Origin of the sequence: Parvimonas sp. M20, assembly GCF_035282425.1 — a bacterium.
Lineage (GTDB): Bacteria > Bacillota > Clostridia > Tissierellales > Peptoniphilaceae > Parvimonas.
Genome location: NZ_JAYKBQ010000017.1, coordinates 1 through 26,904 on the forward strand (window position 1 = coordinate 1; position 26,904 = coordinate 26,904).

Consider the following 26,904-nt stretch of genomic DNA (forward strand, 5'->3'; position numbering starts at 1 on the left):
ATTTTTTTGTTTTAATAATTATACAGGATATTCTCTTTTTTTTGTACCCTTGGTCTCACATCAATTGTATCATAACAGGGTTTCTTATTTAAAAAGATATTAAAATTAGACTAACACCTTATTTTGTGATAAAATAATTAAGTTATATGGAGGCTTATTATGAAATGTTGTAACAATAAAAAAGCAATAGATAATCTATATAAAAATATTGCTGTTAAAGATAGATTAAGAGAAAGCGAAGATAGTAAAGAACTTGAAAAGAAAATAGCTCTAAGCTTAGGCTATACTTTAGAAGATTTAGAAAATGGGGCAAATTTAGGCTTGGGTTGTGGAAATCCAATTGAAAATGCAAATTTAAAATCCGGAGAATCAGTTTTAGACTTAGGTTGTGGAAAGGGAATGGATGTTTTTAAGGCTTGTAAAATAGTTGGAAAAGAAGGCTTTGTTATTGGAGTTGACAGACTACCAGAGATGGTTGAAAGAGCAAATTATATAAGAAGTAAAAAGGGATTTTTAAATACAGATTTTAGAGTATCTGATATAGACGATTTAAAAGTAGATAATGATACAGTTGACTGTGTAATTTCAAATTGTGTTATAAATTTATGCGAAGATAAGGAAAAAGTTTATTCTGAAATTTTTAGAGTTTTAAAACCCGGCGGAAGAATTTCAATTTCGGATATTGTCCAATTTAATGAATTGCCAACTTGGGTTAAAGATGAACCGATTTTTCATGTAACTTGAGTTGCAGGCTCAATAACTTCGGAGAAGTTGAAGAATATTTTGAAAAATGTTGGATTTGAGCTTTATACAATAATTGAAGAAGAGTTAACTGAAGAATACCTTGCAAAATGGGGACATAAAATAGATTTAAAGAAATATATAAGACGAGGTAAGATTTTAGCTTTTAAGCCAAAAAATTAGGAGAGAGTAATGGAAAAATTATATTCATCAATTTTTATGATTGCTTTAACTTTTATAATTATATATTTTATTTCTAAAAAATATGATTTAGATAGAAATCAAAAATTAATATTCTGGTTATTTGTTCTTTTTTGGAGTGGAATAACAGTTGTAAGAGCTTATAGAAAGCTCTATGCTATAAGTCCCATGGAAGAGGGAGGACTTGGCTTTTCAATTGTTTTAGCTGCACAGATAACTTCCGCATATGGACTTATAAGTTGCTTTATAAGATTACCTATTTTTATACTGAGTGATATTTTTAATAGAAAAAAAATCTTTATTCAAATTGCACTTTTCATTTTGACATTAGCATCTTTAATGGTAGTTTTAAAACCAAGCTATAATTCTCTTTATTTTTCATCAATAGCTATGGGAATATGTGCATCGATGCTTGCAGTCTTTAATGTTTTATTTTCAGAGACTTTTTCTAAGGAAAAAGCTGCAATTTCAGCGTCGATTTTATCAATAGCACCGCTTTTAGCAGAATTTATAGCAGCTCCAATACAGTATTTGTCAACTTATGGTACATATAAGAATTTTAAATTACTTTGGACACTTTCTGCTACAATTTCAATTGTAGCTTTGATATTAACTTTTTTTGTTAAAGATGTTTCATATTCTGCAAAGAGATTTAGTTTTGAAAAAGTAAAGAAAGTTTTTGAATTTAAAGGCTATTTATATATCTGCTTTATTGCAATCTTAGTTTCATTTATAAAATTTTCGACATCAGGTGCAAATATGATTGCTTATGCAAAAGTTAATTTGAATATGCCTCCGATATTTCTAGCATATATTGACGTTTTATTTGCTTTTCCACAACTTATAGCAAGTGTACTAGCAGGAACTTATTTTGCCAAGAAAATAGGGATTGAAAAAACTTTAATCCTTGGTTTAGTTTCAAATCTAATTTTTTATATAATTATTTTATTAACTAATTCATATATCTCTGCATTTTTTGGATATATTTTTAATGGCTTTGGCTACGGAATTGCTTATACTTGCTTAATTTCAATGGCTATGCAATATTTTGAAAAGGAAGATAGAAATGTAAGTATGGGGATTTTTCAGTTGTTCTTTGCTATGGGAGTATATTTTGGAGACAGAGTTTATCTATGGATTTCAACGTTAATTCCAGAAGGAATTTTAGGTTTTGAGCAAAATAAATCAATTTATCTGATTGTAATTATAATAACAATATTAAGTATAATAATGGCACAATTTAAAATAAAAGAAGGCATTTAAAAAGCAATGTATTTTTTTGTGTCGATTATTAAAAGTATAAGTAAAGATGAATAGTGCATAAATACATTGTTTTTTTATTACAATTGATGATTTTTTTTTTTGTTTATGATATAATGATTGTAATTGTGTGTAAGCATGAATAAATTTTGAAATTAAGCAGGAGATCAAATGGGTAATTATTTTGGAACAGATGGAGTGCGAGGAGTTTATGGAGAAAATTTAACTGATGAACTAGCTTATAAACTTGGGAAATCTGTTGGATATATTTTAAAAGAGAAAGAAGAAAAACTATTTATAATTGGTAGAGATACTAGAGAAAGTGGGAAAAGTCTTGAAAACAGTTTAGCTAAAGGCCTTTTGGAAATGGGCTTTAATGTAGTTAGTATTGGAATTGCTCCAACGCCTACAGTTGCTTATTTAATTAAGTATTTTAAGGCAGTAGGAGGAGCAGTTATTTCTGCATCTCATAATCCTTTTAAATATAATGGAATAAAGATTTTTAATGAAGACGGATTTAAGCTTTCGGATGAAATTGAATATAAAGTTGAAAATATTTTAGATGATGAAAATTTTGATTTTGGAGAAATTCAAGAGGGAATTTTCACAGAGGAAAAAGAAGCAGTTTCTATTTATGCAGATTATTTGAAATCAAGAGTAGATGCTGATTTTTCAAATTTAAAAATAGCTGTAGATTTTGGAAATGGTGCAAGTTATAAAATTGCAAGAAAATTATTTGAAGAGTTAGGAATGGAAGTTATTTCTTTAAATACTACACCTGATGGGAAAAATATTAACTTAAATTGTGGCAGTACTAATATGGAAATAATAAGAAAAGCTGTTTTGGAAAATGATGTTGATATGGGATTTTCCTTTGATGGAGATGCTGATAGATGTTTAGCTGTTGATGAAAAGGGAAATATTATGGACGGAGATCATATTTTAGCAGCAATGGCTAAGTCATATAAAGAAAAAGATGAACTTACAAATAATGCTGTTGTTGGAACTGTTATGAGTAATATTGGATTAAAAAAATATTTGGATTCAATAGATGTAAAATTTGTTGCAGCAAAAGTTGGGGACAGATTTGTCCTTGAACAGATGCTTGAGCATGACTATATTTTAGGAGCTGAGCAATCTGGACATGTGATTTTCTTAGATGATAGTACAACGGGAGATGGAACTTTTACAGCTTTAAAGATTTGTGAATTAGTTGCAAGTAGTATAAATAATTTATCATATTTTAATGAGCTTATGATTTCATATCCACAAGTTTTAGTAAACGCAAAAGTTAAGCTTGAAAATAGAAATGCTTATTCACAAGACAAGGAAATAGTTGAAGAAATAAAGAAAATTGAAGAAAAGTTTTTAGGAAATGGAAGAGTTTTGATAAGACCTTCTGGAACTGAACCTTTAGTCAGAGTTATGATTGAGGGAGAAAATCAAGAAGAATTAGAAGTAGAAGCTAGAAAACTTGCCAAATTTATTGAAGAGAGGTTAGGATAATATGAAAGAAAGACTGATAGTTGCTGACAGTTGTTGTGATTTAACAGATGAAATGAAAAGTAAACTAGATATTGAGTTAGTTCCTTTGACATTACAACTGGATGATGTTGATTATTTAGATGATGAGAATTTAGATATAGATAAATACATGGAAAATATGAGAAAAGCAAATTCTGTAAAAACAGCTGCACCATCTCCGAAACTTTTTATGGATAAATTTGAAGAGGCAAAAGAAGTTTTTTGCATAACTTTGTCTGGGAAATTAAGTGCAACATATTCAAATGCTTGTTTAGCAAAAACTATGGTTCTTGAAAAGGGTGAAAGGTTAATTCATGTTTTTGATACTAAAGTTGCAGCCGCAGGAGAAACATTGGTTGCATTAAAAATACAGGAATATATCAATCAAAAAATGTCATTTCAAGAAATTGTTGATAATGTAACAAAATATATTTCAGAAATGAAGCTATTTTTTGTTTTGGAAAATTTTGATAATTTAATTAAAAATGGAAGAATTTCTAAATTTAAAGCTATGATTGCATCTGCATTTTCCATAAAACCTGTTATGTATGGAGTTGATGGAGAGATAGATGTTTATAAAAAAGTTAGAGGATTAAAAAAGGCATATAATGAGCTTGTTGATGCAATAGCAGAAAATAGTTCTAATATTGAAGAAAAAATATTGGTAATAACTCATTGTAATTGTTTGGACAGAGCAAAAGAAATAAAGGATAAAGTTGTCGAAAGATATAACTTTAAAGATGTTTTGATTGTTCCTGCAAGAGGATTATCTTCTACTTATGAAAATGATGGTGGAATAATTATCAGTTATTAGTGAGGTAATTTTGAATAAAAGAGTTATTTTAGGAATGAGTGGCGGGGTCGACAGTTGTGTTGCCTGCCATTTGTTATTGGAAGAAGGTTATGAAGTAATTGGAGTTACTATGAATTTAGTACCTAAAGGACATCTTTATGATGAAGAAAAAGGCTGTTGTTCTTTATCTTCTGTTATGGATGCAAAAATTGTTGCTGAAGCTATGGGAGTAAAGCATTATACAATGAGCTTTAGGGAAGAATTTGATAGAAAAGTAATTGAAAATTTTGTAAGAGAGTACTCTCTTGGTTACACTCCGAATCCTTGTGTTGCTTGTAACAAATACATTAAATTTAATAGCTTTGTAGAAAAAATAAAGCCACTAAAAGCTGATTTTATTTCTACTGGACATTATGCAAAAGTTGAATTTGATAAAAATTATAATAGATACTTATTAAAAAGAGCTAAAGACTCTAAAAAAGATCAAACTTATTTTTTATACAATACAAGTCAAGAAGTTTTGTCAAAGACTTTATTTCCACTTGCAGATTTAGAAAAGGAAGAAGTAAGACAAATTGCTAAAGATGAAAATATTTTGACTTATTCAAAAAAAGATAGTGAAGAAATTTGTTTTGTTCAAAATAGAGATCATGGTCTTTTTATTAAACAAAGAAATCCTGAATTGATTAAAGAAGGATACTTTATTGATGAAAATGGAAATAAACTAGGAAAGCATAATGGCATAGTCTATTATACTATTGGTCAAAGAAAAGGTCTTGGAATTGCATTGGGTAAAAGAGTTTTTGTTTCAAAAATAAATGCAAAGGATAATACTGTTACTTTATCGGATGAAAATACTCTTTACAAAGATAAAATAAAGATAAGAGAAGAGAATTTTATACCATTTGATAAATTAGAAAATCCGTTGGAAGTTAGTGTAAAAGTAAGACATGGTCAAAATGAAACTAAGGGTTTATTATTCTATAAAAATAATGAGTTATTTGTAGAATTTGAAAAACCAGTAAGAGCACCCAACAAAGGACAATCAGCTGTATTTTATTTGAATGATATTGTCGTTGGTGGTGGAATAATAGAAGAAGTATATTAAAAAGAAGTTGCAAATTGCAACTTCTTTTTTATGGATTATTATGTTGATCATTATTACCACCATTATTTGTATCTGGAGAATTGGTTGAATTATCATTTGGATCTTTTGGATCTACTATTTCAGATACCTCTTTAGGAGGTGGAGTTATAAAATCTTCAGGAGCATAATTGGTTTTACCGGGCTTATAAGCACTTGGTTTTATATAGAATTTTTTGTTTTCTATATATTGGGGTGCTGTTGAAGCTGTTGCCAATTTTCCATTTCTTTTATCTATTTTATAATAAATAAAATATAATTCTTCATATTTTGTAGGCTCAGTACCTTTTACAAAGTATTCATAAACTGCATTTGCCGAGCCCTCTGAAGCTAATAACCCTGACTTGATTGAAACGTATTTTTTTATTACATTTTCAGGTGGTGGATCAAATTTCCTAGCTTGCTTTCCTTCTAAAACTATTTTATTAACTTTTCCCCAAAGAGTAGCAGCCATAGAGTTATTATTATTAAGTTCTATGTTTTGGTTGTCAAATCCAATCCAAGTCCCAATTGTATAATAAGGTGAAAACCCGACAAACCAAGAATCTCTAAGGTCACTTGTAGTACCAGTTTTACCAGCAACTTCTATATTCGGGTGTTTAGCTCCTTGTGCCATAGCATTTGGGACACCCTTAAGAATATCTTTCATAATGAAGGCATTCTCTTTGGAAGTAACTTCTCTTTGTTTTTGGTCTGGCTCTAAAATAACTTTTCCTGTTGAGTCGACTACTTTTGTAAATGAAATAGGTTCACGGTACTTTCCATCATTAGCAATTGCTGCATAAGCTGCTGTCATTTTTAAGTTAGTCATACCTTTTGTCATACCACCTAAAGCCATACTTGATAAGTTTTCATCATTATATTCTATATTTTCTGACCTTGAAACATAAGTATCATCTAATTCGTTGTCTTCATTAATCAATCCAAATTTTTTCAAATACTCTTTTGATTTTTCCAGACCAATTTTTTCTAATGTTTTAACCGCATTAACATTTATAGATTGAACAATACTTTCTCTTAATGTTTGTAATCCTCTATAACCATTATACCAGTTCTTTGGCCAAAGCTCTTTTTTGTCGTTATAATGTGGAGAATCTTCTATTCCAGTAGCTGCAGTAAATCCATTATCTAATGCAGCTGTATAAACCCCAATAGGTTTCATTGTAGAACCTGGTTGTCTTGGAACTCTATAAGCTCTATTTAAAGGACGACCTGTCGTTTCTCTACCACCAACCATTGCAATCAGTTGTCCAGTTGTATGGTCAATTACAACTGATGATGATTGAGGTTGTACAGTTCCTTGTTCATCTATTTGGAAATATTTGGAATTTAAAAGTAAATTTCCATTTTTGTCTATACTGTAAAAATCTTTATAATTTTCAAAGAAAGATGCTGAAATTTTTACAGATTTTTCTCCTTCAACAGTTGTACTATTCTCAGGAAGTTGAAAACTTCCAATTCCATGAGTAACTAGATTGTTTTGATTATTAACAGTATAAAAACTAGATATCGACAATACATTTTGATACATGGAAATTCTAGGACTCTTTATTTCCAAAGATTGATCTTCTTTTACAGAAAATTCTCCCTTAGGAATGATTATATTATTATTTCCATCTAAAATATTAGATTTCTTATATAAAATAACTTTTCCTTTTGAATCAGTAATATTATTCGATTTATCTCGTTTAAATGATGCAAATGCTGGACCGCCTTTCTTTGGAGCATTCATAGCATTTGCAAAATCACTATAAAGTTTTTCTATATTTTTCTGAATAGTTTGATCCATCGTTGAATGAATTGTAAGTCCACCGTTATAAATTTTATTCCAAGCTTCTTCCTTTGTATAGTTGTACTTTTTCATTAATTTTTCTGCAACTTGATATTTAACATATTCAGTGAAATAAGTTGATACTTCTCTTTCAAAACCCTTATTAGGCTTTATAGCTGCAAATACATCTTCCTTAAGGGCATTATCATACTCTTCTTTAGTTATTTTTTTAAGTTCATACATTTTCTTCAAAACATATTTTTGTCTATCTAAAACCTTAGGATTATATACTGCTTTATATACTTGACCGCCAATATTTAGATCTTTTATAACAGAAGATTCGTCATCTACATTTTCAGGCCTTATAGTCTTATATAGAGAATAATTTGTAGGACTTTGTACAATAGCAGCAAGAAGTGCAGATTCTGCAATAGTTAAATCTTTTACATCTTTTGAAAAATATCCTTGACTTGCCGATTGAACACCATAGGAATGTTGACCCAAGAAAACTCTATTTAAGTAAGCTTCAAGAACACCCTCTCTTTTTAAACTATCTGTAATTTTTATGGCAAGATAGGCTTCTTTCAACTTTCTTTCTATTTTCTTTTCACTGGAAAGATATAAGTTTCTAGCCAATTGTTGAGCGATTGTTGAACCACCTCTAAGCCTACCTCTTGCAGTATCAAAAAGACTTTTTGCTATTCCGATAGGGTCAACCCCCTTATGTGAATAAAATCTTTCATCTTCAATAGAAATAAAAGCATTTATTAAATGTTCAGGAACATCCTTTAGTTTTACTATGGTTCTATTTTCTAAGTTTTCTATTTTTTCAACCACATTTTCATTTCTATCTAATATTTTTGATGATTGAATCATAAGTTCATTTATATTTGACGTATCAACAACAGGAGCCTCTTTCATAATGTCTAAAAATGTTGTTGCAAAAATACCTGTGATTCCAGCGCCAAGCATAAGAATTGTCAATATAGTAATACTAAAAATTTTAAAAAATGGTTTTAATAAACTTTTTTTCTCTTTTTTAGATTGAAATTGAGCACTGTTAATCTTTTTTTCCTTTTTAGGTTGATATTGAGTACTGTTTACCTTTTTCTCCTTTTTAGGTTGATATTGTACACTATTTATCTTCTTCCCTTTTTTGGGATTAGGATGTGCACCTTTAATTTTTTTCTCTGACATAAAAACCTCCTCAAAGAATAATCATTTTGATTTTTATATAAATTGATTTTATCTTGTTTTTCAAAATAATATTAATATAGCTTTACAACAAGGCATAAAACTACATTAATTATACCATAAAATTAAAATAATATAAAATTTTTAATTTTTTTAACTTTTATATTGTAAAAATAGAACTGTAGGTTTTGTAATATATTTATAGATTATCGTTGTAAATTCAATAATTATATGCTATAATTGAGTTAATAAAAGTATCAAAAAGAATAAAAATCTAATTTGAGTAAAAGGAGAAAGTTGTGGAATATCAAGAATACAAGAAAAAATATGAAAACATGAAAATAAAATATAAAAAATTATATGAAGAAATAGGAGAAGGTAAAGAGAAAGAAAAAGAGATATATGAGCAAGAAACAAAGGATAGATTAGAATTAGTAAAAAATATGGAAGAAAATAATGATTATAATAGAACAGGAGAATTGTACAGATTTTATATTAATCTTATAAAGGATGAATTTTATCATCGCTTTTATAAAGACATGAATTGGAGACTTACAAGAAAGGTTTTATATCATATAGATGAATACTTAAAAAAAGATTTTTATAATCTAGAAATGCATTTAACCTATCTGACTGTAGCGGATTTTAGTTATTTTTATGAGGTAGAATATAGAAGGTGTAATGAATTGGTTAAAAATCCGATTTTAAAAAACATAGCAAGACTACAATTGTATTATCCAATGAGACAGTTTTATGCATTGGCAACAGGTGAAACTGAAGAGGAACGTGAAGGGCTTAGAGAATTGGAAGAGTTAAGAAAAGAATATGAAGATCCTAACAGAAAAACATATGATATGATTTGTAAAGAAACAGAAAAAGAGATAGAAGAAAGAAATTTAAGAAAAAATTGGTAGATTTGATAATAGAAAGTTTCATTGAGAGGTATTTATATGAATTATTTAAATCTACAGAGATATAAGAATGAAGATTGAAAAAACTGAAATAAAATAATTCTAAACTAAAATAAGATAGTATGTAGTAGGGAGTAAGTTATGGAATATCAAGAATACAATAAAAAATATGAGAACATAAAAATAAAATATAGAAAATTATATGAAGAAATAGGAAAAGGTAAAGAGAAAGAAAAAGAGATATATGAGCAAGAAACAAAGGATAGGTTAGAATTAGTAAAAAATATGGAAGAAAATAATGATTATAATAGAACAGGAGAATTGTACAGATTTTATATTAGTCTTATAAAGGACGAATTTTATCATCGCTTTTATAAAGACATGAATTGGAGACTTACAAGAAAGGTTTTATATCATATAGATGAATACTTAAAAAAAGATTTTTATAACCTAGAAATGTATTTAATCTATCTAACTGTGGCGGAACTAAGTTACTTTTATGAGGTAAAATATATAAGGTGTAAGGAATTATTGAAAGATTCTGTTCTTAAAAATTATGCAAATCTATATTTAGCAATGGAAGCAGGATGCTATTTTTGTGAGGGAATAATCGAAAAAGAGGAACTACAGAAGCTTGAAACTTACAAAGAAAAATATTTTGCAGATTATGGTGATAAAATATATGAGAAAGTTTATGAAGCGACTAAAAGAGAGATAGAAGAAAGAAACTTAAGAAGAGATTGGTAGATTTATAATAGGAAATTTCATTAAGAGGTATTTATATGAATTATTTAAATCCACAGAGATATAAGAATGGGGATTGAAAAAACTGAAATAAAATAGTTCTAAACTAAAATAAGATAGTGTAGAGTAGGGAGTAAGTTATGGAATATCAAGAATACAAGAAGAAATATGAAAACATGAAAATAAAATATAGAAAATTATATGAAGAAATAGGAGAAGGTAAAGAGAAAGAAAAAGAAAAAGAGATATATGAGCAAGAAACAAAGGATAGATTAGAATTAGTAAAAAATATGGAAGAAAATAATGATTATAATAGAACAGGAGAATTGTACAGATTTTATATTAATCTTATATATGATGAATTTTATCATCGTTTTTGCAAAGATATGAATTGGAGACTTACAAGAAAGGTTTTATATCATATAGATGAATACTTAAAAAAAGATTTTTATAACCTAGAAATGTATTTAACCTATCTAACTGTAGCAGATTTAAGCTATTTTTACAGTGTAGAATGTGAAAAGTATAAAGAATGGGCTAAAGATTCTGTTCTTAAAAATTATGCAAATCTATATTTAGCGATGGAAGCAGAACATTTTTTTTGTGAAGGAATAATTGAGGAAGAGGAACTACAAAAACTTGAAACTTACAAAGAAAGATATATTGCAGATTATGGTGATAAAATATATGAGAAAGTTTATGAAGCGACTAAAAGCGAGATAGAAGAAAGAAACTTAAGAAGAGATTGGTAGATTTATAATAGAAAATTTCATTAAGAGGTATTTATATGAATTATTTAAATCCACAGAGATATAAGAACGGAGATTGAAAGAACTGAAGTAAAATAATTCTAAACTAAAATAAGATAGTATATAGTAGGGAGTAAGTTATGGAATATAAAGAATACAAGAAAAAATATGAAAATATAGAAGGTAAATTTAAAAAGTTATTTGAAGAAGTAGGAGAAGATAAAGAAAAACGAAAGGTAGTGATAGAAAAAAAGATAAAAGAAAAAATTGAACTTGTAAAAATAATGGAAAAAAATGATGATTATAACAGAACTGGAAAGTTAAGCAGACTTTATATTAATCTTAGGTTCAGTGTGTTTGTTTGGAATTATGTTAATTTTAGCGACAATAATCTTTCCAATTATAATTGTGGTTATATGAATAAATGTATCTACAGTAATAACAGAATTTGTTGTAATGACAATTCAGAGACTTCATTCTTATACAATAGTATATCAATTATAGATAAATACTTAAAAAAGGATTTCTATAATCTTGATATGCAAATAAAATATTTACTTTTAGTAGTACTTGATAGCGAATATGGATATTTTGATTATCAAGGAGAATATAAAAGATGTGTAGAGCTTTTAAAAGATTCGATATTTGAAAAGTTTGCGAGACAATGGTTTGAAATGGATGCTGATAATTTTTATTTAAGCAATGGAATTAAGAAAGAAGGAATTGAAGATTTTATAAATCTAAAAAATGAGGAAATTTCAAGCTCTGAGGAAGATATGTATATGGAAATATATAACGAAGTTGAAAGAGAGATAGAAGAAAGAAATTTAAGAAGAGATTGGTAGGTTATTTTAGTTATAGTTTTAAAATTTAATATTTTTTAAAATATTAAATGGGATATAAATTTTAAAAATAATGAAATGATTTGAAATTATTAATATTTTAATAACAAAGATGAATTACAAAAAATAAAAGTCTTTCTATCAATGAAAAAATTTAAAAAAATATTGATTTTTTGTTATTTTTATGATATACTACTTGTTGTGTTACCGCACGGATTAGGTTTTTAAAGCATAGCACCTAATTTCGGCGAGACTTAAGAATGAGGAGGTGCACTATGTACGCAATAATTGAAACTGGTGGTAAACAATACCAAGTTGAAGAAGGACAAAGCATTTTTGTTGAAAAATTAAATGTTGAAGAAGGTTCTAAAGTATCTTTTGATAAAGTTCTTTTAGTTTCTAAAGATGGAGATATTAAAGTTGGTTCTCCATTGGTTGAAGGAGCTAAGGTTGAAGGAACTGTTGAAAGACATGGAAGAGGAAAGAAAGTTATAATTTTCAAGTTCAAAGCTAAGAAAAATTATAGAAAGAAAAAAGGACATCGTCAACCATTTACAAAAGTTAAGATTGAAAGTATTGCATTTTAATGACTGATATTTATATTTTTAAGAAGAAAGATTTATATTACGGATTTGAAATGGATGGACACGCTGACTTTAGTAAAGAGAATGATATTCTCTGTGCGTCATTATCCGTTTTATCAATAAATGTACCAAATTCTATTGAAAAGATTTGTTTCATAGACCCTAAGTATATGGATATAGATGTAGGAGATGGATATTTAAAGATGATGATAGATATTGAAAGTTTAGATGAAGCTAAGGTTAGAGATGTTCAGACAATAATAAAAACTTTTGAAGTTGGCATTATATCATTGAAAGAAAAATATAATAAATATATTGAGATTTATTATAAGGAGGTGTAGAGTATGTTAAAAATGAATTTACAACTTTTTTCTAGTAAAAAAGGTTTAGGTAGTACTAAGAACGGTCGTGATAGTAGAGCTAAAAGATTAGGCACTAAAAGAGGGGATGGACAATTCGTTCTTGCAGGAAATATTTTAGTTAGACAACGTGGAACAAAAATACACCCAGGAGTAAATGTTGGTAAGGGTGGAGATGATACACTTTTTGCTAAAGTTTCTGGTGTTGTAAGATTTGAGAGAAAAGGTAGAGATAAAAAACAAGTTTCTATTTATCCAGTATAATAATAAGCTCCTTTAGAGGAGCTTATTTTTTTAAATAACAAAATATGTTAAAATATATTAAGAAAGTGGAGGTGAATTTATGGAAAGACCTTTAGTTTGTGTAGTTGGACGACCAAATGTTGGGAAATCAACACTTTTTAATAAACTTATAAATAAAAGAATTGCTATTACTGAAGATACTCCAGGTGTTACAAGAGATAGATTATATCAAGATGCCGAATGGCAAAATAAACATTTTATTCTTTGCGATACAGGAGGACTTGAGCCTAATAGTGATGATATTATTTTACAAAAGATTAAAGCTCAAGCAGATGTTGCAATGGAAAATGCTGATGTAATTTTATTTGTAGTGGATGGGAAAAGTGGCTTAATGGATGAAGATAGAGAAATTTCAAACTATTTAAGAAGAACTAAAAAGCCAGTTGTTCTAGCTGTAAATAAAGTTGATACTCATAAAATGCCTGCAGAAGTTTACGAGTTTTACGAACTTGGTTTTGAAAATTTGAATATTATATCTGCGACTCAAGGTTTCGGACTTGGAGATTTGCTTGATGAAATTATTAAAGAATTTCCTGAAAATAAATATACAGGTGAAGAAGATGAAGTAACAAAAATTGCATTAATTGGGAAACCTAATGTAGGTAAGAGCTCTTTAATGAATAAAATTCTTGGGGAAGAAAGAATGATTGTTTCTGATATTGCGGGAACTACAAGAGATTCTATAGATTCTAGAGTTGAAATTGATGGGAAAACTTACATTTTCACTGATACTGCGGGGCTAAGAAGAAAAAAGAATATAACTGAAAACTTGGAAAGATATAGTGTAGTAAGAACTTTAAATGCAGTTGAAAGATCAGATATTGCAATTCTTTTGATTGATGCTACAGAAGGTGTTACGGAACAGGATACAAAAGTTATTGGTTTTGCTAAAGAACAGAATAAATCTTTAATTATCGCAGTTAATAAATGGGATTTAATCGTTAAAGACAATAAAACTTATAAAGCTTTTGAAGATGATATAAGAACTAAATTAAGCTTTGTTCCATATGCACAACTTGTTTTTATTTCAGTTAAAACAGGGCAAAGAATTGATAAATTATTTGATGCTATAAGAATTGCAGATGAAAATTATAGTACAAGAATTTCAACTGGAATTTTAAATGATATTATAAATGATGCAGTTGTTCATAATTCACCACCTACTGATAAAGGACAAAGACTAAAAATATTTTATGCAAGTCAAGTTTCGGTTAGGCCACCGAAGTTTGTAATATTTGTTAATAAAGTGGAGTTGATGCATTTTTCATATTTGAGATATTTAGAAAATCAAATTAGAAAGAATTTTTCATTTACTTCTTCTCCAATAGTTTTTGAACTTAGAGCAAGGGGAGAAGAAAATGTTTAAATTTATATTTTGTATAATTATTGCTTATTTTTTAGGTAATATATCTGGTGGAATGATTTTTGGAAAGTTGTTATTTAATAAAGATATTAGAGATTATGGAAGTAAAAATGCGGGAACGACGAATGCATTAAGGGTTTTTGGTATTAAGGCGGGAGCTCTAACATTTATTGTTGACCTTTTAAAATCAATTTTAGCTTGTTTTATAGGAATGAAGCTATTAGGATTAAATGGTGTGCTTTTAGCAGGAATTTTTGTTGTTATTGGACATAACTGGCCTATAGTTTTAAATTTTAAAGGTGGAAAGGGTATTGCATCCTCTTTTGGATTTATTATATTTTTAGACTATAAAATTGCAATTGTAGCAATATTGATATTTGTAACAATAGTTATACTTACTAAATATATTTCATTGGCATCAATGCTTACAACAACTTTAGTTTTACCAATATCATATATATTTTTTGTATATAGAAATTTTTATGTTTTATCAACATTTTTTCTTTTAGCAAGTTTAAGTATATATAGACATAAGAGTAATATCGTAAGACTCATAAATGGCAATGAAAATAAAATTAAAATAAAAAAATAATTTTAAAAAAGCAGAAAGTCGAAAGATTTTCTGCTTTTAAATTGTAAAAACATTCTATAAGCATTGATTTTACTATTATTGTGCAAAATAAAAAATTTTTTTATTAAAGTGTTGACAACTATTACTTTTTATGATATACTTTAATTACGATATATCATAAAACGTAATAGAAAGGAGGAAATAATGGGAAGACAAACTAATAGTGGAGCTTTAACAGAATCTGTTTTTTATATTTTACTTCGTCTTCATAACCCAGCTCATGGATATGCTTTAATGAAAGATATTGCAGAGATGACTGATAATAGAGTAAATCTTGGAGCAGGAACACTTTATGGGGCATTAGACACACTACAAAAAAAGAACTGGATTAGACAGTTGGATAATGAACCTCAAGATAGAAAAATAGAATATATTATAACAGATACAGGAAAAAAATATTTTGAGTTAGAACTTATTCGTTTAGAAGAATTATTGAAAAATGCGAGAACAGTAAAGGAGAAAAACAATGAAAACAACAGTTAAAAAAACTTTTTTGGACATTAGTAAAGAAGAAGAATGGTTAAATGAACAGGGAGAAAATGGACTTATGCTTATAGGATATAGCAATGGAAATTATGAATTTGAAGATGTTTCACCTGCTAAGTATCAATATAAGATTGATATTCCAAACTATTCTGGAGAAAAGAAAAAAGAATATCTTAATTTTATAGAACAAAGTGGAATTACTATAGTTGCAGAATATGCAGGAAGAGTATATATGCGAAAAAATAAAGCTTATGGAGAATTAGAGTTATATTCAGATAGTAAAGATATTAATAAACAAGTTAGAAAAAGATATTCAATGTTTATTTCTATTGGAGTTTCACAGTTTGCTATTGGAATTATGTTACTAATTTCAATGTTAAAATATATTAAAGAAAAGAATGCGCCATTTTGGATAACTGCAATTTTCGGAACAATTTTTGTTATTTGTGGTACTGTATTTTTTATCATGGGAATTCTTAAGCAAAGAAAAAATACCATTAAAAAAGAAAAAGTTGATATTTTCGAAGAATAATAGCTGGTGATTTTAGATTATAATAAAAAATTGTATTGACTTATTCAGCTCAAAATAGTAAAATATCTATGTATGTAAAATATGCTTTTTTAAAAATTAGGAGGAAATTAATGAAAATTTTAGTTATTAACTGTGGAAGTTCATCTTTAAAATATCAATTATTTGATATGACTGATGAAAGTGTATTATGTAAGGGATTAGTTGAGAGAATTGGAATTGAAGGTTCAAAATTAACTCACAAAGTTGGAAGTGAAAAATTAGTTGTTGAAGAAGCAATGAAAGATCATACAGCAGCTATCAAACATGTATTTGATGCTTTAGTTCATGAAAAATTTGGAGTTGTTAAGAGCTTGGACGAAGTTAATGCAATTGGACATAGAGTACTTCATGGTGGAGATAAATTAACAGCATCATGTATAATTGATGAAAATGTAAAAGCAAAAGTTAAAGAATTTATTAAATTTGGACCACTACATAACCCAGCAAATTTAATGGGTATTGAAGCTTGTGAAAGCCTAGTTCCTGGAAAACAAAATGTTGCAGTATTCGATACAGCATTCCATCAAACAATGCCAGCAAGAACATTTATGTATGCGATTCCTTATGAATACTATGAAGATTATAGACTTAGAAAATTTGGTTTCCATGGAACAAGCCATAGATATGTAACTTTAAGAACTGCTGAATTGTTAAATACAGATAAGAAAAACTTAAATATTATTACTGTTCACTTAGGAAATGGATCATCAATCGCCGCAATTAAAAACGGAGAATGTTATGATACAACAATGGGATTAACTCCGTTAGAAGGACTTGTAATGGGAACAAGAAGTGGAGATTTAGATCCTACAGTTATGACATTCTTAATGAATGAAAAAGGATATTCAGCTGATGAAATGAATCAAATTTTAAATAAAAAATCTGGAGTTCTTGGAGTTTCAGGATTAAGCTCAGACTTTAGGGACTTAGAAGAAGCAGCAGAAAAAGGAAATGAAAGAGCACAACTTGCTTTAGATATGTTTATCACAAGAGTAAGAAGATATGTTGGTGGTTTTATGGCTGAATTAGGTCATGTAGATGCAATTTCATTTGCTGGTGGTATTGGAGAAAATTCAGCTTCAATGCGTAAATTAATATTAGAAAACATGGAAGAATATGGAATTATTATTGATGATGCTAAAAATGATACAAGAGAAGAATCTGTTATTTCAGCTGATAACTCAAGAGTAAAAGTCTTAGTAGTTCCTACAAATGAAGAATTAATGATTGCAAGAGATACTATGAATTTAGTAAAATAATGTTGACAAATTAATATTTTTGTAGTATAATATTTCTGTTATCCGTTTAAAACGGAGGTATATGTTATAAGAATTCAGAGGAGGTGTTATAATGGCAGTACCTAAGAGAAAAACTTCAAAAGCAAGAAGAGATAAAAGAAGAGCATCTTCATATAGACTACCTAAAGTGGCTCTAGTTAGAGATCCTGAAACTAATGAATTGGTTGTACCTCACAGAGTTAATCCTGACACAGGAATGTATAAAGGAAGAAAAGTATTAGATGTTGAATAAAAAGTAGTTTAAAGGGATTTAGATTTCTAAATCCCTTTAATTATGTATTAAGATATAATAAGATAGAGGGTAATTTTGAAAAAGACAAAAAGTAGAAGACTTATTTTTATAGTAGCAATTTTTGTATTAATTATTTCCTATGTAGTATTTTCATTATATACTAAAAATAAAAATAAAAAGTCGGAAATAGAAAAAGATTTACCTTATAATTTTGAAAATTTATCTTTGCCTGAAGTTACAGATTTTTCAGATATTTTAACGAATTATGCAAAAACTTTGGAAAAAACTCCTATTTATGAAAATGCAAATCTTTCTATTCAAAAAGGTAAAATTGATAAGGAAAAGTATCTTGAAGTTTATGGCTATAAAGATGGAGTAAGTAAAATAAAATATAATGATAATTTTTATTTTGTTAAGAGTAAAAATATTGAAGATGTATCCAAAGATAAAAATTTTAAAGTTATAAAGGGAATACTTTTAGTAAATACTGAATATGGATTGCCAAGTGATTTTAATCCACAAATGGATAAATTTGTTGAAAAGCAATTTGAATTAATGAAAGTAGATGCAAATAGAGAAAAAATAACTCTTAATTTATCTAAAGATTATGTAAGTTATGAAGAGCAAAAAGAAATTCATAAAAATGCACCAAAATCTGATGGAGCCGTTATTTATGCAATGTATGCTGCACCAGGGCATAATGAATCACAAATAGGACAAAGTTTAGATATAATTGGCAAAGATGAAGAAAAAAATTTAACAGAAGCATTTAAAGAAACTGAAGAATTTCACTGGCTTATAAAAAACGCTCATAAATATGGATTTATTCTTCGCTATCCTGAAAATAAGGAAAACTTAACTAATTTTAAGTTCGAGCCTTGGCATTTTCGTTATGTTGGAGTTGAAAACGCAAATAAAATATTAAAAAATAATCTTACATTAGAGGAGTTTTTAAGACTGAATAACTAATATGGAGATATTCTTACAATGGATGTAATTTTTATATGAGATGAGAAAAAGGCAATGTGAACGAAAACACTGCCTTTTTATGATTTATTAAATTTATGCAAAATATAAATTGTAGAAATAATAAATGAATGTATAATTGTTATTTAAAATTTTTTATACTATTTATATATCAATTTTAAAATTATATATTAAGATTAATACCTAAAAAATATCATGAAATAAAGTAATCCTATAACAATTACAAAATAAACAATTCTACTATATATTACAAATTTTCTAAGGGATATGTTTTTTTCTTTTTCTATACTAGGGATGACAAATTTTTTATAAAGGATTTGTATATAAAAAATCATAATCCAAGATAATACAGAAAGAAACCATTCTCTTGATGTCATAATAACACCTCCTAATTTTTATACAATATGTTTCTAAAGTAAGTATATCTGAAATATTTATAACTATCAAGCTTTTCTGTGAAAAAGTTTGTTAAAAATTATAATATCTTGTACAAATTAGAATCCAATCTTTCCACGATGCTTTGCATCGTGCAAGGGTGCCCGAGAACCTTGTTGATTCGCAATAAAAGCAGTAAAATATAAAATTGTTTTACTGCTTTTTTATGTTTAAAAATTTGAATTTACTACGTATTTAACCATAAACAAAGTTTGATTTTCGTTGACTTTTTTATATTAATAATTTATAATTTATATAACGTTATATTTTTTGGAGAACATAGTTATGATTGATAAAAAAGTAAGAATAAAGTTCTTATTTTTAGTAGTTTTTTTAGTTTTAACTTTTATTTTTTCTTTTAGTATTGGTCGATATCCAATCAAATTTTTGGATGTAATAAAAGTGATAACAGATAGATTTTTTTATGGAATAGTTGATAATTCACCTGCAAGTACGGTGATTTGGAATATAAGGATTCCTCGTGTTCTATGTGCAATTTTAGTAGGAGCGGGAATTTCTACTAGTGGAGCATTATATCAAGGACTTTTAAAAAATCCTATGGTTAGTCCTGACATTTTAGGAACAACTCAAGCTGCTGCATTTGGTAGTGCATTTGGAATACTTATGTATTTTAATTTTTTTGAAATAACACTATTATCTTTTAGTTTAGGTATTCTTTCAGTTTTTGTAACTTACACTTTAAGTAAAATTTTTAGAAGTGATAGAATTTTAGGTCTTATTTTGACTGGAATGATGATAGGAAGTTTATTTTCTTCTTTAATTTCCTTTGTAAAACTTGTTGCAGATACAGAGAACCAACTGCCAAGTATAACATATTGGCTTATGGGTTCTTTAGCTTCTGTAAAAATGATAGATTTTAAATTTATATTTTTCCCGATAGTAACAGGTCTTATTGTATCTAATCTTTACAAAATAGAAATAAATATTTTTACAATGGGTGAAGAAGAGGCAAAAACACTTGGACTTAATACTGAAAAAATAAGATTTATTATAATATTTTTTGCAACACTTATGACTGCTTCAAGTGTTGCGGTTACAGGTATAATAGGTTGGATTGGACTTGTAATACCACATTTTTCAAGACTTATTTTTGGGGATGATTATAGATTTGTAATTCCTGCATCTGGACTTTTAGGAGCTAGTTTTTTACTTGTCGTCGATATTTTATGCAGAAATATTACTACATCAGAAATTCCAATTGGAATAGTTACTTCTTTTATCGGAGCTCCAATATTCTTGTATTTGATTTATAAAAAAGGTAGAGATTATGATAGAGGTTAAAAATTTAAATGTTTTTTATGGGAAGAATGAAATATTAAAAGATATTAGTTTTTCATTAAATAAAGGAGAGATAATCTGCATTTTAGGAGAAAATGGAGCTGGAAAATCAACTTTATTAAAATCACTTTTAAAACTTATTCCTATAAAAAATGGAAATGCAATTATTGATGATTTTGATTTAAAAGTATTGGATAGTAAAAAACTTTCAAGATTTATTTCATATATTCCACAAATTCATTTTCCAGCTTTTGACTATAAAGTTATCGATGTCATTTTAATGGGAAATTATTCTAAAAAAGATGGATTTTTCTATAAAACAACTAGGGAAGACTATGAAAAATCTGTTGAAATTTTAAAAACTTTAGGAATTTCTTATTTAAAAGATAAAAATTATAGACAAATTAGTGGAGGAGAAAGACAGCTTGTGCTAATTGCAAGAGCATTGTTACAAGCTAATAACTATATTTTTATGGATGAACCGGTTGCAAACTTAGATTATGGGAATCAACTTAAGATAATGGAGATTTGTAATTCATTGAAGAAAAAAAATATAGGCTTTTTAATTACTACTCATAATCCTAATCACGCTTTAACTTATGCAGATAAAATTTTGATAGTTAAAAAAAATAAGGAAAGTCATTTTGGAGATATCTCCATTTTAAATAAAGAAATTTTAGAGAAACTATATAATGTTCCTATAAATTTGATTGAAACTGAAAGTGGAAAATTTTGTATTCCTGATTATAAGGAGGTTAGACGAGATTATGTTCTGGAATGAGGATAGAATAAAATGGTATTTAGTTGCTTCAGAATATACTAAATATCACGACAATATGACTTTAGAAATAAAAAAAGTCATTCCGAAAGGAGAAAGCCTCATTGATTTTGGTTGTGGATTGGGAATTTTACCCATGAAATTATCTGATTATTTCAGTGATATAGTTGGGGTGGATTATGATGAGAATGTTTTAGAGCTTTTAGAAAAAAGAATTTCTAAAAATAAAATTAAAAATTTTAAAACAATCTGGTCGGACTGCTATAATGGGGAACTTTTAGAAAAAATTGGGAAGAAAGACAATATTTTATTTTCTCATTTTGGGGACATTGAAGATTATTTTTATAATTTTTATAATCTATTTTCCAAAAGAATGATTATAATTCGAAATGATGTCGAAAAAGAGATAGTACATAATCCGAAAAAAAATACGATTCAGGATATTTGTAAATTTTTGAATGATAGAAAAGTATCCTATAAAATTTACAGACAAACTTTTGAATTTGGTCAGCCATTAAAAGATGATGAAGAGGTTATGAAGTATTTAAAAAAATGGTATGGAGAAGAAGGAATTAATTTGATATCTAATGTAAAAGATATAGATTACAGCTACAATGGAGAAGTTTTTACAAAATATTATTGTAAACCTAAAAACACAGCTATTGTGGTAGTGGAAAAGGAGGAAATATGAAAAAGTTTAAAAGAATTTTAGCGTTTTGTTTAGCTTTTGGACTTCTGTTTACTGCTTGTTCAAAGAATACTGAAAAGAAGGAAGAAAAACAACAAACAGAAACAAAAGAAGAAACAAGAGTTTTTAAAGATGACTTAGGTAGAGAAGTTACTTTAAAACAAAACATAACAAGAGTTGCACCATCAGGAAATCCTGCACAAGTTATGTTGCATATTTATGAACCAAAGAAGTTGGTTGGAATTGCATCAAAATTTTCTCAAAGTACTGAAAAGTACATTTCAGAAGATTTAAAAAAATTGCCAGAATTTGGTGCGTTTTATGGTAAAAAAGCCAATCTAAATATGGAAGCAGTTATTAATGCAAAACCTGATGTAATAATTGATATGGGTGAAAAGAAAAAGGGTATTGAAGAAGATTTAAATAAGCTTCAAGAACAATTAAAGATTCCTGTAGTTTTTATAGAATTAACTCTTGATAAACTACCAGAAGCATTTGAAAGACTTGCTGAAGTTTTAGGAAATAAGGAAAGAGGAAAAGAGCTTTCAGATTATATAAAGAAAACATACAAGGAAATTGAAGAAAACAAATCAAAGATAAAAGATGTTAAGAAAGTTTACTATGGTGGAGGAAAAACGGGATTATTTGCAAATGCAAAAGGATCTATCCATGCTGATATTATCGAATTTATTGGTGCTCAAAATCCAATCACTGTAGAAAAAGTTCAAGGTGGTTCAGGAAATGAAATTCCTTTTGAAAAATTATCAGAAGTAAATCCAGATTTCTTAATTTTTGAATCAAAAGAATTGGCTGAGCAAATCAAAGGCGAGGCAACTTTTAAAACTCTAAAAGCTGTAAAAGAAAATAAAGTTTTTTACACTCCTAGTGGCCCTTATAACTTTTTCGGAAGACCACCAGCAGTTAATAGAGTAATTGGAATGAAATGGCTTGGAAATCTAGTTTATCCTGAAATTTATAAATATGATATGGAAAAAGAAGTAAAAGAATTTTATAAGTTATTTTACAATTATGAATTAAAAGATGAAGAAGTAAAACAAATTCTAGGAAAATAGAGAGTTTGATAAGAAAATAGACTGTGCTGATGGCACAGTCTATTTTTATGATAATTTGTCTAATATAAATTTTCTATTACTTCAAAAAATTATCCTCTAAAATTTGACCATTCTTTAATGATAATAATACTTTACTATCATCATCTGGATGTAGTATATTTATCACAAGATCTGCAACAACTTGGCTTATGATATTTGATGAATATACAAAGTTTTCAGAAGCCTTTTTCCAAGTTTTTTTAGCTTCTTGGCTGTTTTTTTCTTTTAAGATATTGCTAAGACCTTCTTTTGATTCACCTTTTAGTTTAATATTTATAGCATCTTGTTCTTCGTTATATTCGACATCTCCCTCGTCCTTCATTTCTTCTTGAAAAACTTCTATAAATCTTGCTAAAAATTCTTTTTTGGTTTGTGATTTAATTTTTTTAATTTCTTTAGCTGTTAAAACTTCAGAAGAAATTTTATCTTCTCCTTCGATTTTTTCTTCATTAATATTTAATTCTTCATTTGCTTTTGTAACTACTCCATTTTTATAAATTAAAGCTACTGTATCAGGTTTTTCAGGATTTAAAAAGTATAATTGAATGTTTGGAAATACTTCATCCATCTCAGTTTTTTTGAGATGTTTTGCCATTTTTTTCAGCTCTTCATCATCATTATTATTTATTGTATTCATTACGGATTGTTTCGTTTCTCCAACCGCAAGAAGAGTTATTGCATCAACATTTATATTATAAGCTATTTCAAATTCTCCATTTGAATTCTTAGATAAAAGCTCCATAAATTTAGACAGAACTTCCTTATGAACTTCTGCCTTTATTTTTTTTATTTCTCTTTCTTTTACTTTTTGAGTAATTTCATCTTTTTGTTCTTCAGTAATTGTTGATTGAGTGCTTTCCTTTTCTTTTGTGTTATTCTCATTCTTTCCACAGCCAACAATAGTTGTTAATACCAATAACATTAGTAATAATTTTTTTCTCATTTTTAATCCCCTAAATTATTATACATTAAATCTGAAGTAAACTACATCTCCATCTTGCATAATATATTCTTTTCCTTCAAGTCTTACAAGACCTTTTTCTCTTGCTGCAACCATACTACCTAGAGAAATTAAATCATCATAATTTACAATTTCAGCTCTGATAAATCCTCTTTGAATATCTGAATGTATTTTTCCTGCGGCATTTACTGCAGTTGTTCCAATTTTAATAGTCCAAGCTCTTGTTTCTTCTGGACCTGCTGTTAAAAAGCTCATAAGACCTAAAAGATTGTAGCTTTCTTTTATTAGCTTTGAAACACCACTTTCAGATATGCCTAAATCATTTAAAAATTCAATTTGTTCATCATCTTCAAGTTCTGAAATTTCTTTTTCTATTTGAGCACTTATTACTACAATTCCTGAATTTTCTTTCTTTGCAAAATCATCTAATACTTTTACATATTCATTGCTTTTTCCTTCATCAAGGATATCATCTTCATTTACATTTGCTACATAAATAATAGGCTTTACACTAAGAAGAGAAAAGTTTTTTAAAATTGCTTTTTCACTATCGTCAAAACTTAAAGATTTAATAGATTTTCCTTCTTCTAAAACAGGTAATATTTTTTCTAAAAGGTCCACTTCCTCTTTAAAACTTTTATTTCCCTTTAGTGATTTTCTAGCTTTTTCTAATCTCTTTTCAACTAGCTCAAGATCTGATAGTATAAGTTCTAAGTTGATAGTTTCAACATCTCTTAGAGGATTAACTTCTCCGTCTACATGGACAATATTTTCATCTTCAAAACATCTTATAACTTCAACAATTGCATCAACTTCTCTAATATGAGATAAGAATTTATTTCCAAGACCTTCACCTTTACTAGCTCCTTTTACAAGACCTGCAATATCATAAAATTCTATAACTGCAGGAATTGTCTTTTTTGAATTGTAAAGTTCTGTCAATTTATTTAATCTTTCATCAGGTACATTTACAAGACCTACATTAGGGTCAATAGTACAGAAAGGGTAATTTGCTGATTCAGCTCCGGCTTTAGTAATTGCATTAAATAATGTACTTTTACCAACATTTGGTAGTCCAACTATTCCTAATTTCATTTATAATCTCCTTTAAAATTTAAAATACACAAGACATATTATATCATAATTCTTCTAATATAATCAATCATAATTTTATGGTAAAAAGTAATATGTTTTAAAGATAATTTTCCTTAAGGCTTGTAATTTGAATGTGATTTCATTTCGTGTTATAATATTAAGAAGATATGAGATACAATAAGAGGAGGGTTTATGCTAGAAGTTAGTGCTGGTGGAGTTGTTATTCATAATGGTGAATTTCTGTTGTTGAAGAAGTTTAGCAATGAATGGGTTTTGCCAAAGGGGAGACTTGAAAATAACGAAACTAAAGAGCTTGCAGCTATTAGAGAAGTTCAAGAAGAATCCGGAATAAAAGCTAAAATTATAAAGTATTTGGGATTTGTAAAATATGATTATCAACATAATGATGGCGAAAAGGTGAAAAAAACAGTTCATTATTTTTATATGGAGCCTGAAGATTTGAATTTACTTCCACAAAGAGAGGAAGGTTTTATAGAAGCAATATTTTTACCATATGATAAAGCTGTGAAATTAGTAAAGCATGATGCCGAGAGAAATATGTTAAAGAGTGCCAACTATTTTTATGAAAAGAGAAAAAGAAAATAATGGCTTTTTCAACAGATTTAAAAAATGAACTTTCAAGAAGAGAAATAGTAGAAAAAGATTCTGCTATTTCTGAGCTTTCTGCTTTTATAAGAACTAATGGAACCATAGTTTTTAGTAACTTTGCTTTTATAATTCGTTTTGAAACTACAAATAATTCAATTATAAGAAGAATTTTTAAACTCTTTAAATTTCTATATTCTTATGATGGGAAAATAATGGTTTCAAAAATTTCAAATTTAAGAAAAAACAATGTATATAAAATTGTAATAGAAGATGAAGAAATTTCAAAAATATTTTTAAAAGATACTTTTTTTTCAGACTTGGATAGTCTTTTTCCAAAAGATGACTTATATGAAGATTCAGCAAAAAGTAAAAATTTTATTAAAAACTTTTTATGCGGAATTTTTTTAGGATCAGGATCAATAGCAAATCCTGACAAGAGTTACCATCTTGAATTTACTCTAAACTCAAATGAATTGGCAAAACTTGTTATAAAATATTTGAAACTATTTGGAATAAAGGCAAAAAGCCTTGAAAAAAAAGGACAATACATTGTATATATAAAAGATAGTACAATGATTTCTGACTTTCTTTCACTTATTGGAACTGTAAATAGCTTATTTAAGTTTGAAGAAACAAAGATGATAAAAGAAATAAAAAATAATACCAACAGACTTACAAATTGTGAAACTGCAAATTTGGATAAAACTTTAAATACTGCGTTTGCACAAATAGATGCAATAAATAAAGTTTATAAAATATATGGGAAAAAGAATTTAGATAAAAATTTACTTGAACTTTGCGAGTTAAGATTAAAAAATCCAACTCTTTCATTAAAAGAGTTAGCTGAAATTTTAAAAATTAGCAAATCGGGAGTAAATCATAGATTTAAAAAAATAATTGATATGGCGAATAAAGTATAATTTATTCGCTTTTTTAGTAAGATAGATAATAATGCCTTTACATCCTATATGTGTATATAATGCTTACATTAATATTTGTTTAGGAGGACTATTTAATGAGAGATAATTTGAAGATTATTTCAAAACTTGATGTGAGCACCTAAATCCAGAAAAATATTAGTAGGTTTTTATTTGTAAAAATATGATATAATGATAGCATATAAAAATATAAGACTTGTTTTTAAATAATTGTATTAATGTAATTGCAACATAGTCAAGTAAATGGACACAATTTTACAATAAGATTTTTGGGAAAGACAGATTTAAACCTGCCTTTCCA

Annotated in this window: 29 protein-coding genes; 26 read left to right on the top strand and 3 right to left on the bottom strand. The window is 27.5% G+C overall.

All coding sequences use genetic code 11. From position 1 onward, the window contains the following. Nucleotides 1–159 precede the first annotated feature (159 nt). The 6 genes from VJI93_RS06895 to mnmA all read left to right on the top strand — a co-directional run bounded on the left by VJI93_RS06895 (nucleotide 160) and on the right by mnmA (nucleotide 5,627). Complete coding sequence (locus VJI93_RS06895) at nucleotides 160–744, top strand: methyltransferase domain-containing protein (RefSeq protein WP_324000208.1); 585 nt, start codon at nucleotides 160–162, stop codon at nucleotides 742–744. 39 nt (nucleotides 745–783) lie between these two features. Next, a complete protein-coding gene (locus tag VJI93_RS06900) occupies nucleotides 784–924 on the top strand; it encodes a hypothetical protein (RefSeq protein WP_324000207.1) in 141 nt (46 codons plus the stop codon). A gap of 9 nt (nucleotides 925–933) precedes the next feature. Beyond that, a complete protein-coding gene (locus VJI93_RS06905; protein WP_324000206.1) occupies nucleotides 934–2,205 on the top strand; it encodes an MFS transporter in 1,272 nt (423 codons plus the stop codon). Nucleotides 2,206–2,373: 168 nt separating this feature from the next. Then, nucleotides 2,374–3,708, top strand: coding sequence for a phosphoglucosamine mutase (gene glmM, locus VJI93_RS06910; RefSeq protein ID WP_324000205.1), 1,335 nt, complete (start codon nucleotides 2,374–2,376; stop codon nucleotides 3,706–3,708). 1 nt (nucleotide 3,709) lies between these two features. Then, a complete protein-coding gene (locus tag VJI93_RS06915) occupies nucleotides 3,710–4,540 on the top strand; it encodes a DegV family protein (RefSeq protein ID WP_324000204.1) in 831 nt (276 codons plus the stop codon). 10 nt (nucleotides 4,541–4,550) lie between these two features. After that, nucleotides 4,551–5,627, top strand: coding sequence for a tRNA 2-thiouridine(34) synthase MnmA (gene mnmA / locus VJI93_RS06920; RefSeq protein ID WP_324000203.1), 1,077 nt, complete (start codon nucleotides 4,551–4,553; stop codon nucleotides 5,625–5,627). Between the two features lie 28 nt (nucleotides 5,628–5,655). Here the strand turns inward: mnmA and VJI93_RS06925 are convergent, their stop codons facing one another. Beyond that, nucleotides 5,656–8,631 carry a transglycosylase domain-containing protein gene (locus VJI93_RS06925; RefSeq protein WP_324000202.1) on the bottom strand — a complete coding sequence of 992 codons (2,976 nt, stop codon included), beginning with the start codon at nucleotides 8,629–8,631 and terminating at the stop codon, nucleotides 5,656–5,658. 296 nt (nucleotides 8,632–8,927) lie between these two features. Here VJI93_RS06925 and VJI93_RS06930 point away from each other — a divergent pair, with 296 nt between their 5' ends. The 18 genes from VJI93_RS06930 (at nucleotide 8,928) to VJI93_RS07015 (ending at nucleotide 22,961) form a co-directional block, all read left to right on the top strand. Continuing rightward, complete coding sequence (locus VJI93_RS06930) at nucleotides 8,928–9,542, top strand: hypothetical protein (protein ID WP_324000201.1); 615 nt, start codon at nucleotides 8,928–8,930, stop codon at nucleotides 9,540–9,542. Between the two features lie 138 nt (nucleotides 9,543–9,680). Further along, entirely contained in the window at nucleotides 9,681–10,286 is a 606-nt protein-coding gene (locus tag VJI93_RS06935; RefSeq protein ID WP_324000200.1) for a hypothetical protein, read from the top strand. A 137-nt stretch (nucleotides 10,287–10,423) separates the two neighbouring features. After that, nucleotides 10,424–11,035 carry a hypothetical protein gene (locus VJI93_RS06940; RefSeq protein ID WP_324000199.1) on the top strand — a complete coding sequence of 204 codons (612 nt, stop codon included), beginning with the start codon at nucleotides 10,424–10,426 and terminating at the stop codon, nucleotides 11,033–11,035. A 137-nt stretch (nucleotides 11,036–11,172) separates the two neighbouring features. Further along, the gene (locus tag VJI93_RS06945) at nucleotides 11,173–11,877 is read left to right on the top strand and encodes a hypothetical protein (RefSeq protein WP_324000198.1); all 705 of its coding nucleotides are present in this window, start codon (nucleotides 11,173–11,175) and stop codon (nucleotides 11,875–11,877) included. A 272-nt stretch (nucleotides 11,878–12,149) separates the two neighbouring features. Further along, on the top strand, nucleotides 12,150–12,461 hold the full coding sequence (gene rplU, locus VJI93_RS06950) for a 50S ribosomal protein L21 (protein WP_004832219.1): 312 nt from the start codon (nucleotides 12,150–12,152) through the stop codon (nucleotides 12,459–12,461). Continuing rightward, entirely contained in the window at nucleotides 12,461–12,799 is a 339-nt protein-coding gene (locus VJI93_RS06955; RefSeq protein ID WP_324000197.1) for a ribosomal-processing cysteine protease Prp, read from the top strand. Before rplU ends, VJI93_RS06955 begins: the two co-directional genes overlap by 1 nt. Nucleotides 12,800–12,802: 3 nt before the next feature. Then, entirely contained in the window at nucleotides 12,803–13,081 is a 279-nt protein-coding gene (rpmA, locus tag VJI93_RS06960) for a 50S ribosomal protein L27 (RefSeq protein WP_009354966.1), read from the top strand. A 79-nt stretch (nucleotides 13,082–13,160) separates the two neighbouring features. Next, nucleotides 13,161–14,486, top strand: coding sequence for a ribosome biogenesis GTPase Der (gene der, locus VJI93_RS06965; RefSeq protein WP_324000196.1), 1,326 nt, complete (start codon nucleotides 13,161–13,163; stop codon nucleotides 14,484–14,486). Next, nucleotides 14,479–15,075, top strand: a complete 597-nt coding sequence (plsY, locus tag VJI93_RS06970; protein ID WP_324000195.1) for a glycerol-3-phosphate 1-O-acyltransferase PlsY — start codon at nucleotides 14,479–14,481, stop codon at nucleotides 15,073–15,075. Before der ends, plsY begins: the two co-directional genes overlap by 8 nt. A gap of 183 nt (nucleotides 15,076–15,258) precedes the next feature. Beyond that, on the top strand, nucleotides 15,259–15,597 hold the full coding sequence (locus VJI93_RS06975) for a PadR family transcriptional regulator (RefSeq protein WP_313961053.1): 339 nt from the start codon (nucleotides 15,259–15,261) through the stop codon (nucleotides 15,595–15,597). Then, nucleotides 15,581–16,132 (top strand): DUF2812 domain-containing protein, encoded by a 552-nt coding sequence (locus VJI93_RS06980; RefSeq protein ID WP_313961052.1) that lies wholly within the window; start codon nucleotides 15,581–15,583, stop codon nucleotides 16,130–16,132. Before VJI93_RS06975 ends, VJI93_RS06980 begins: the two co-directional genes overlap by 17 nt. A 110-nt stretch (nucleotides 16,133–16,242) precedes the next feature. After that, nucleotides 16,243–17,430, top strand: coding sequence for an acetate kinase (locus VJI93_RS06985; RefSeq protein ID WP_324000194.1), 1,188 nt, complete (start codon nucleotides 16,243–16,245; stop codon nucleotides 17,428–17,430). Between the two features lie 91 nt (nucleotides 17,431–17,521). Continuing rightward, complete coding sequence (gene rpmF / locus VJI93_RS06990) at nucleotides 17,522–17,701, top strand: 50S ribosomal protein L32 (RefSeq protein WP_004832204.1); 180 nt, start codon at nucleotides 17,522–17,524, stop codon at nucleotides 17,699–17,701. Nucleotides 17,702–17,776: 75 nt separating this feature from the next. Next, nucleotides 17,777–18,670 (top strand): M15 family metallopeptidase, encoded by an 894-nt coding sequence (locus VJI93_RS06995; protein WP_324000193.1) that lies wholly within the window; start codon nucleotides 17,777–17,779, stop codon nucleotides 18,668–18,670. Nucleotides 18,671–19,408: 738 nt separating this feature from the next. After that, nucleotides 19,409–20,425, top strand: coding sequence for a FecCD family ABC transporter permease (locus VJI93_RS07000; protein WP_324000191.1), 1,017 nt, complete (start codon nucleotides 19,409–19,411; stop codon nucleotides 20,423–20,425). Further along, complete coding sequence (locus VJI93_RS07005) at nucleotides 20,412–21,203, top strand: ABC transporter ATP-binding protein (RefSeq protein ID WP_324000190.1); 792 nt, start codon at nucleotides 20,412–20,414, stop codon at nucleotides 21,201–21,203. Before VJI93_RS07000 ends, VJI93_RS07005 begins: the two co-directional genes overlap by 14 nt. Beyond that, the gene (locus VJI93_RS07010) at nucleotides 21,190–21,891 is read left to right on the top strand and encodes a class I SAM-dependent methyltransferase (RefSeq protein ID WP_324000189.1); all 702 of its coding nucleotides are present in this window, start codon (nucleotides 21,190–21,192) and stop codon (nucleotides 21,889–21,891) included. Before VJI93_RS07005 ends, VJI93_RS07010 begins: the two co-directional genes overlap by 14 nt. Continuing rightward, nucleotides 21,888–22,961, top strand: coding sequence for an ABC transporter substrate-binding protein (locus VJI93_RS07015; protein ID WP_324000188.1), 1,074 nt, complete (start codon nucleotides 21,888–21,890; stop codon nucleotides 22,959–22,961). Before VJI93_RS07010 ends, VJI93_RS07015 begins: the two co-directional genes overlap by 4 nt. Nucleotides 22,962–23,037: 76 nt before the next feature. On the opposite strand, the gene VJI93_RS07020 is transcribed toward VJI93_RS07015, so the two are convergent. Next, nucleotides 23,038–23,943, bottom strand: coding sequence for a hypothetical protein (locus VJI93_RS07020; protein ID WP_324000187.1), 906 nt, complete (start codon nucleotides 23,941–23,943; stop codon nucleotides 23,038–23,040). A gap of 18 nt (nucleotides 23,944–23,961) precedes the next feature. Next, nucleotides 23,962–25,056 carry a redox-regulated ATPase YchF gene (gene ychF, locus VJI93_RS07025; protein WP_324000186.1) on the bottom strand — a complete coding sequence of 365 codons (1,095 nt, stop codon included), beginning with the start codon at nucleotides 25,054–25,056 and terminating at the stop codon, nucleotides 23,962–23,964. A 192-nt stretch (nucleotides 25,057–25,248) separates the two neighbouring features. Here ychF and VJI93_RS07030 point away from each other — a divergent pair, with 192 nt between their 5' ends. Further along, a complete protein-coding gene (locus VJI93_RS07030) occupies nucleotides 25,249–25,662 on the top strand; it encodes an NUDIX hydrolase (RefSeq protein WP_324000185.1) in 414 nt (137 codons plus the stop codon). Next, nucleotides 25,662–26,585 carry a DNA-binding protein WhiA gene (gene whiA / locus VJI93_RS07035; RefSeq protein ID WP_324000184.1) on the top strand — a complete coding sequence of 308 codons (924 nt, stop codon included), beginning with the start codon at nucleotides 25,662–25,664 and terminating at the stop codon, nucleotides 26,583–26,585. The genes VJI93_RS07030 and whiA overlap by 1 nt, the downstream gene beginning before the upstream one ends. The last annotated feature ends 319 nt before the right edge of the window (nucleotides 26,586–26,904 follow it).

Coding starts and splice junctions, on each gene's coding strand:
- VJI93_RS06895 (WP_324000208.1), top strand. CDS start 160: ATGAAATGTTGTAACAATAAAAAAGCAATAGATAATCTATATAAAAAT.
- VJI93_RS06905 (WP_324000206.1), top strand. CDS start 934: ATGGAAAAATTATATTCATCAATTTTTATGATTGCTTTAACTTTTATA.
- glmM (WP_324000205.1), top strand. CDS start 2,374: ATGGGTAATTATTTTGGAACAGATGGAGTGCGAGGAGTTTATGGAGAA.
- VJI93_RS06915 (WP_324000204.1), top strand. CDS start 3,710: ATGAAAGAAAGACTGATAGTTGCTGACAGTTGTTGTGATTTAACAGAT.
- VJI93_RS06925 (WP_324000202.1), bottom strand. CDS start 8,631: ATGTCAGAGAAAAAAATTAAAGGTGCACATCCTAATCCCAAAAAAGGG.
- VJI93_RS06935 (WP_324000200.1), top strand. CDS start 9,681: ATGGAATATCAAGAATACAATAAAAAATATGAGAACATAAAAATAAAA.
- VJI93_RS06940 (WP_324000199.1), top strand. CDS start 10,424: ATGGAATATCAAGAATACAAGAAGAAATATGAAAACATGAAAATAAAA.
- VJI93_RS06945 (WP_324000198.1), top strand. CDS start 11,173: ATGGAATATAAAGAATACAAGAAAAAATATGAAAATATAGAAGGTAAA.
- rplU (WP_004832219.1), top strand. CDS start 12,150: ATGTACGCAATAATTGAAACTGGTGGTAAACAATACCAAGTTGAAGAA.
- VJI93_RS06955 (WP_324000197.1), top strand. CDS start 12,461: ATGACTGATATTTATATTTTTAAGAAGAAAGATTTATATTACGGATTT.
- rpmA (WP_009354966.1), top strand. CDS start 12,803: ATGTTAAAAATGAATTTACAACTTTTTTCTAGTAAAAAAGGTTTAGGT.
- der (WP_324000196.1), top strand. CDS start 13,161: ATGGAAAGACCTTTAGTTTGTGTAGTTGGACGACCAAATGTTGGGAAA.
- plsY (WP_324000195.1), top strand. CDS start 14,479: ATGTTTAAATTTATATTTTGTATAATTATTGCTTATTTTTTAGGTAAT.
- VJI93_RS06975 (WP_313961053.1), top strand. CDS start 15,259: ATGGGAAGACAAACTAATAGTGGAGCTTTAACAGAATCTGTTTTTTAT.
- VJI93_RS06980 (WP_313961052.1), top strand. CDS start 15,581: ATGAAAACAACAGTTAAAAAAACTTTTTTGGACATTAGTAAAGAAGAA.
- VJI93_RS06985 (WP_324000194.1), top strand. CDS start 16,243: ATGAAAATTTTAGTTATTAACTGTGGAAGTTCATCTTTAAAATATCAA.
- rpmF (WP_004832204.1), top strand. CDS start 17,522: ATGGCAGTACCTAAGAGAAAAACTTCAAAAGCAAGAAGAGATAAAAGA.
- VJI93_RS07000 (WP_324000191.1), top strand. CDS start 19,409: ATGATTGATAAAAAAGTAAGAATAAAGTTCTTATTTTTAGTAGTTTTT.
- VJI93_RS07005 (WP_324000190.1), top strand. CDS start 20,412: ATGATAGAGGTTAAAAATTTAAATGTTTTTTATGGGAAGAATGAAATA.
- VJI93_RS07010 (WP_324000189.1), top strand. CDS start 21,190: ATGTTCTGGAATGAGGATAGAATAAAATGGTATTTAGTTGCTTCAGAA.
- VJI93_RS07015 (WP_324000188.1), top strand. CDS start 21,888: ATGAAAAAGTTTAAAAGAATTTTAGCGTTTTGTTTAGCTTTTGGACTT.
- VJI93_RS07020 (WP_324000187.1), bottom strand. CDS start 23,943: ATGAGAAAAAAATTATTACTAATGTTATTGGTATTAACAACTATTGTT.
- ychF (WP_324000186.1), bottom strand. CDS start 25,056: ATGAAATTAGGAATAGTTGGACTACCAAATGTTGGTAAAAGTACATTA.
- VJI93_RS07030 (WP_324000185.1), top strand. CDS start 25,249: ATGCTAGAAGTTAGTGCTGGTGGAGTTGTTATTCATAATGGTGAATTT.
- whiA (WP_324000184.1), top strand. CDS start 25,662: ATGGCTTTTTCAACAGATTTAAAAAATGAACTTTCAAGAAGAGAAATA.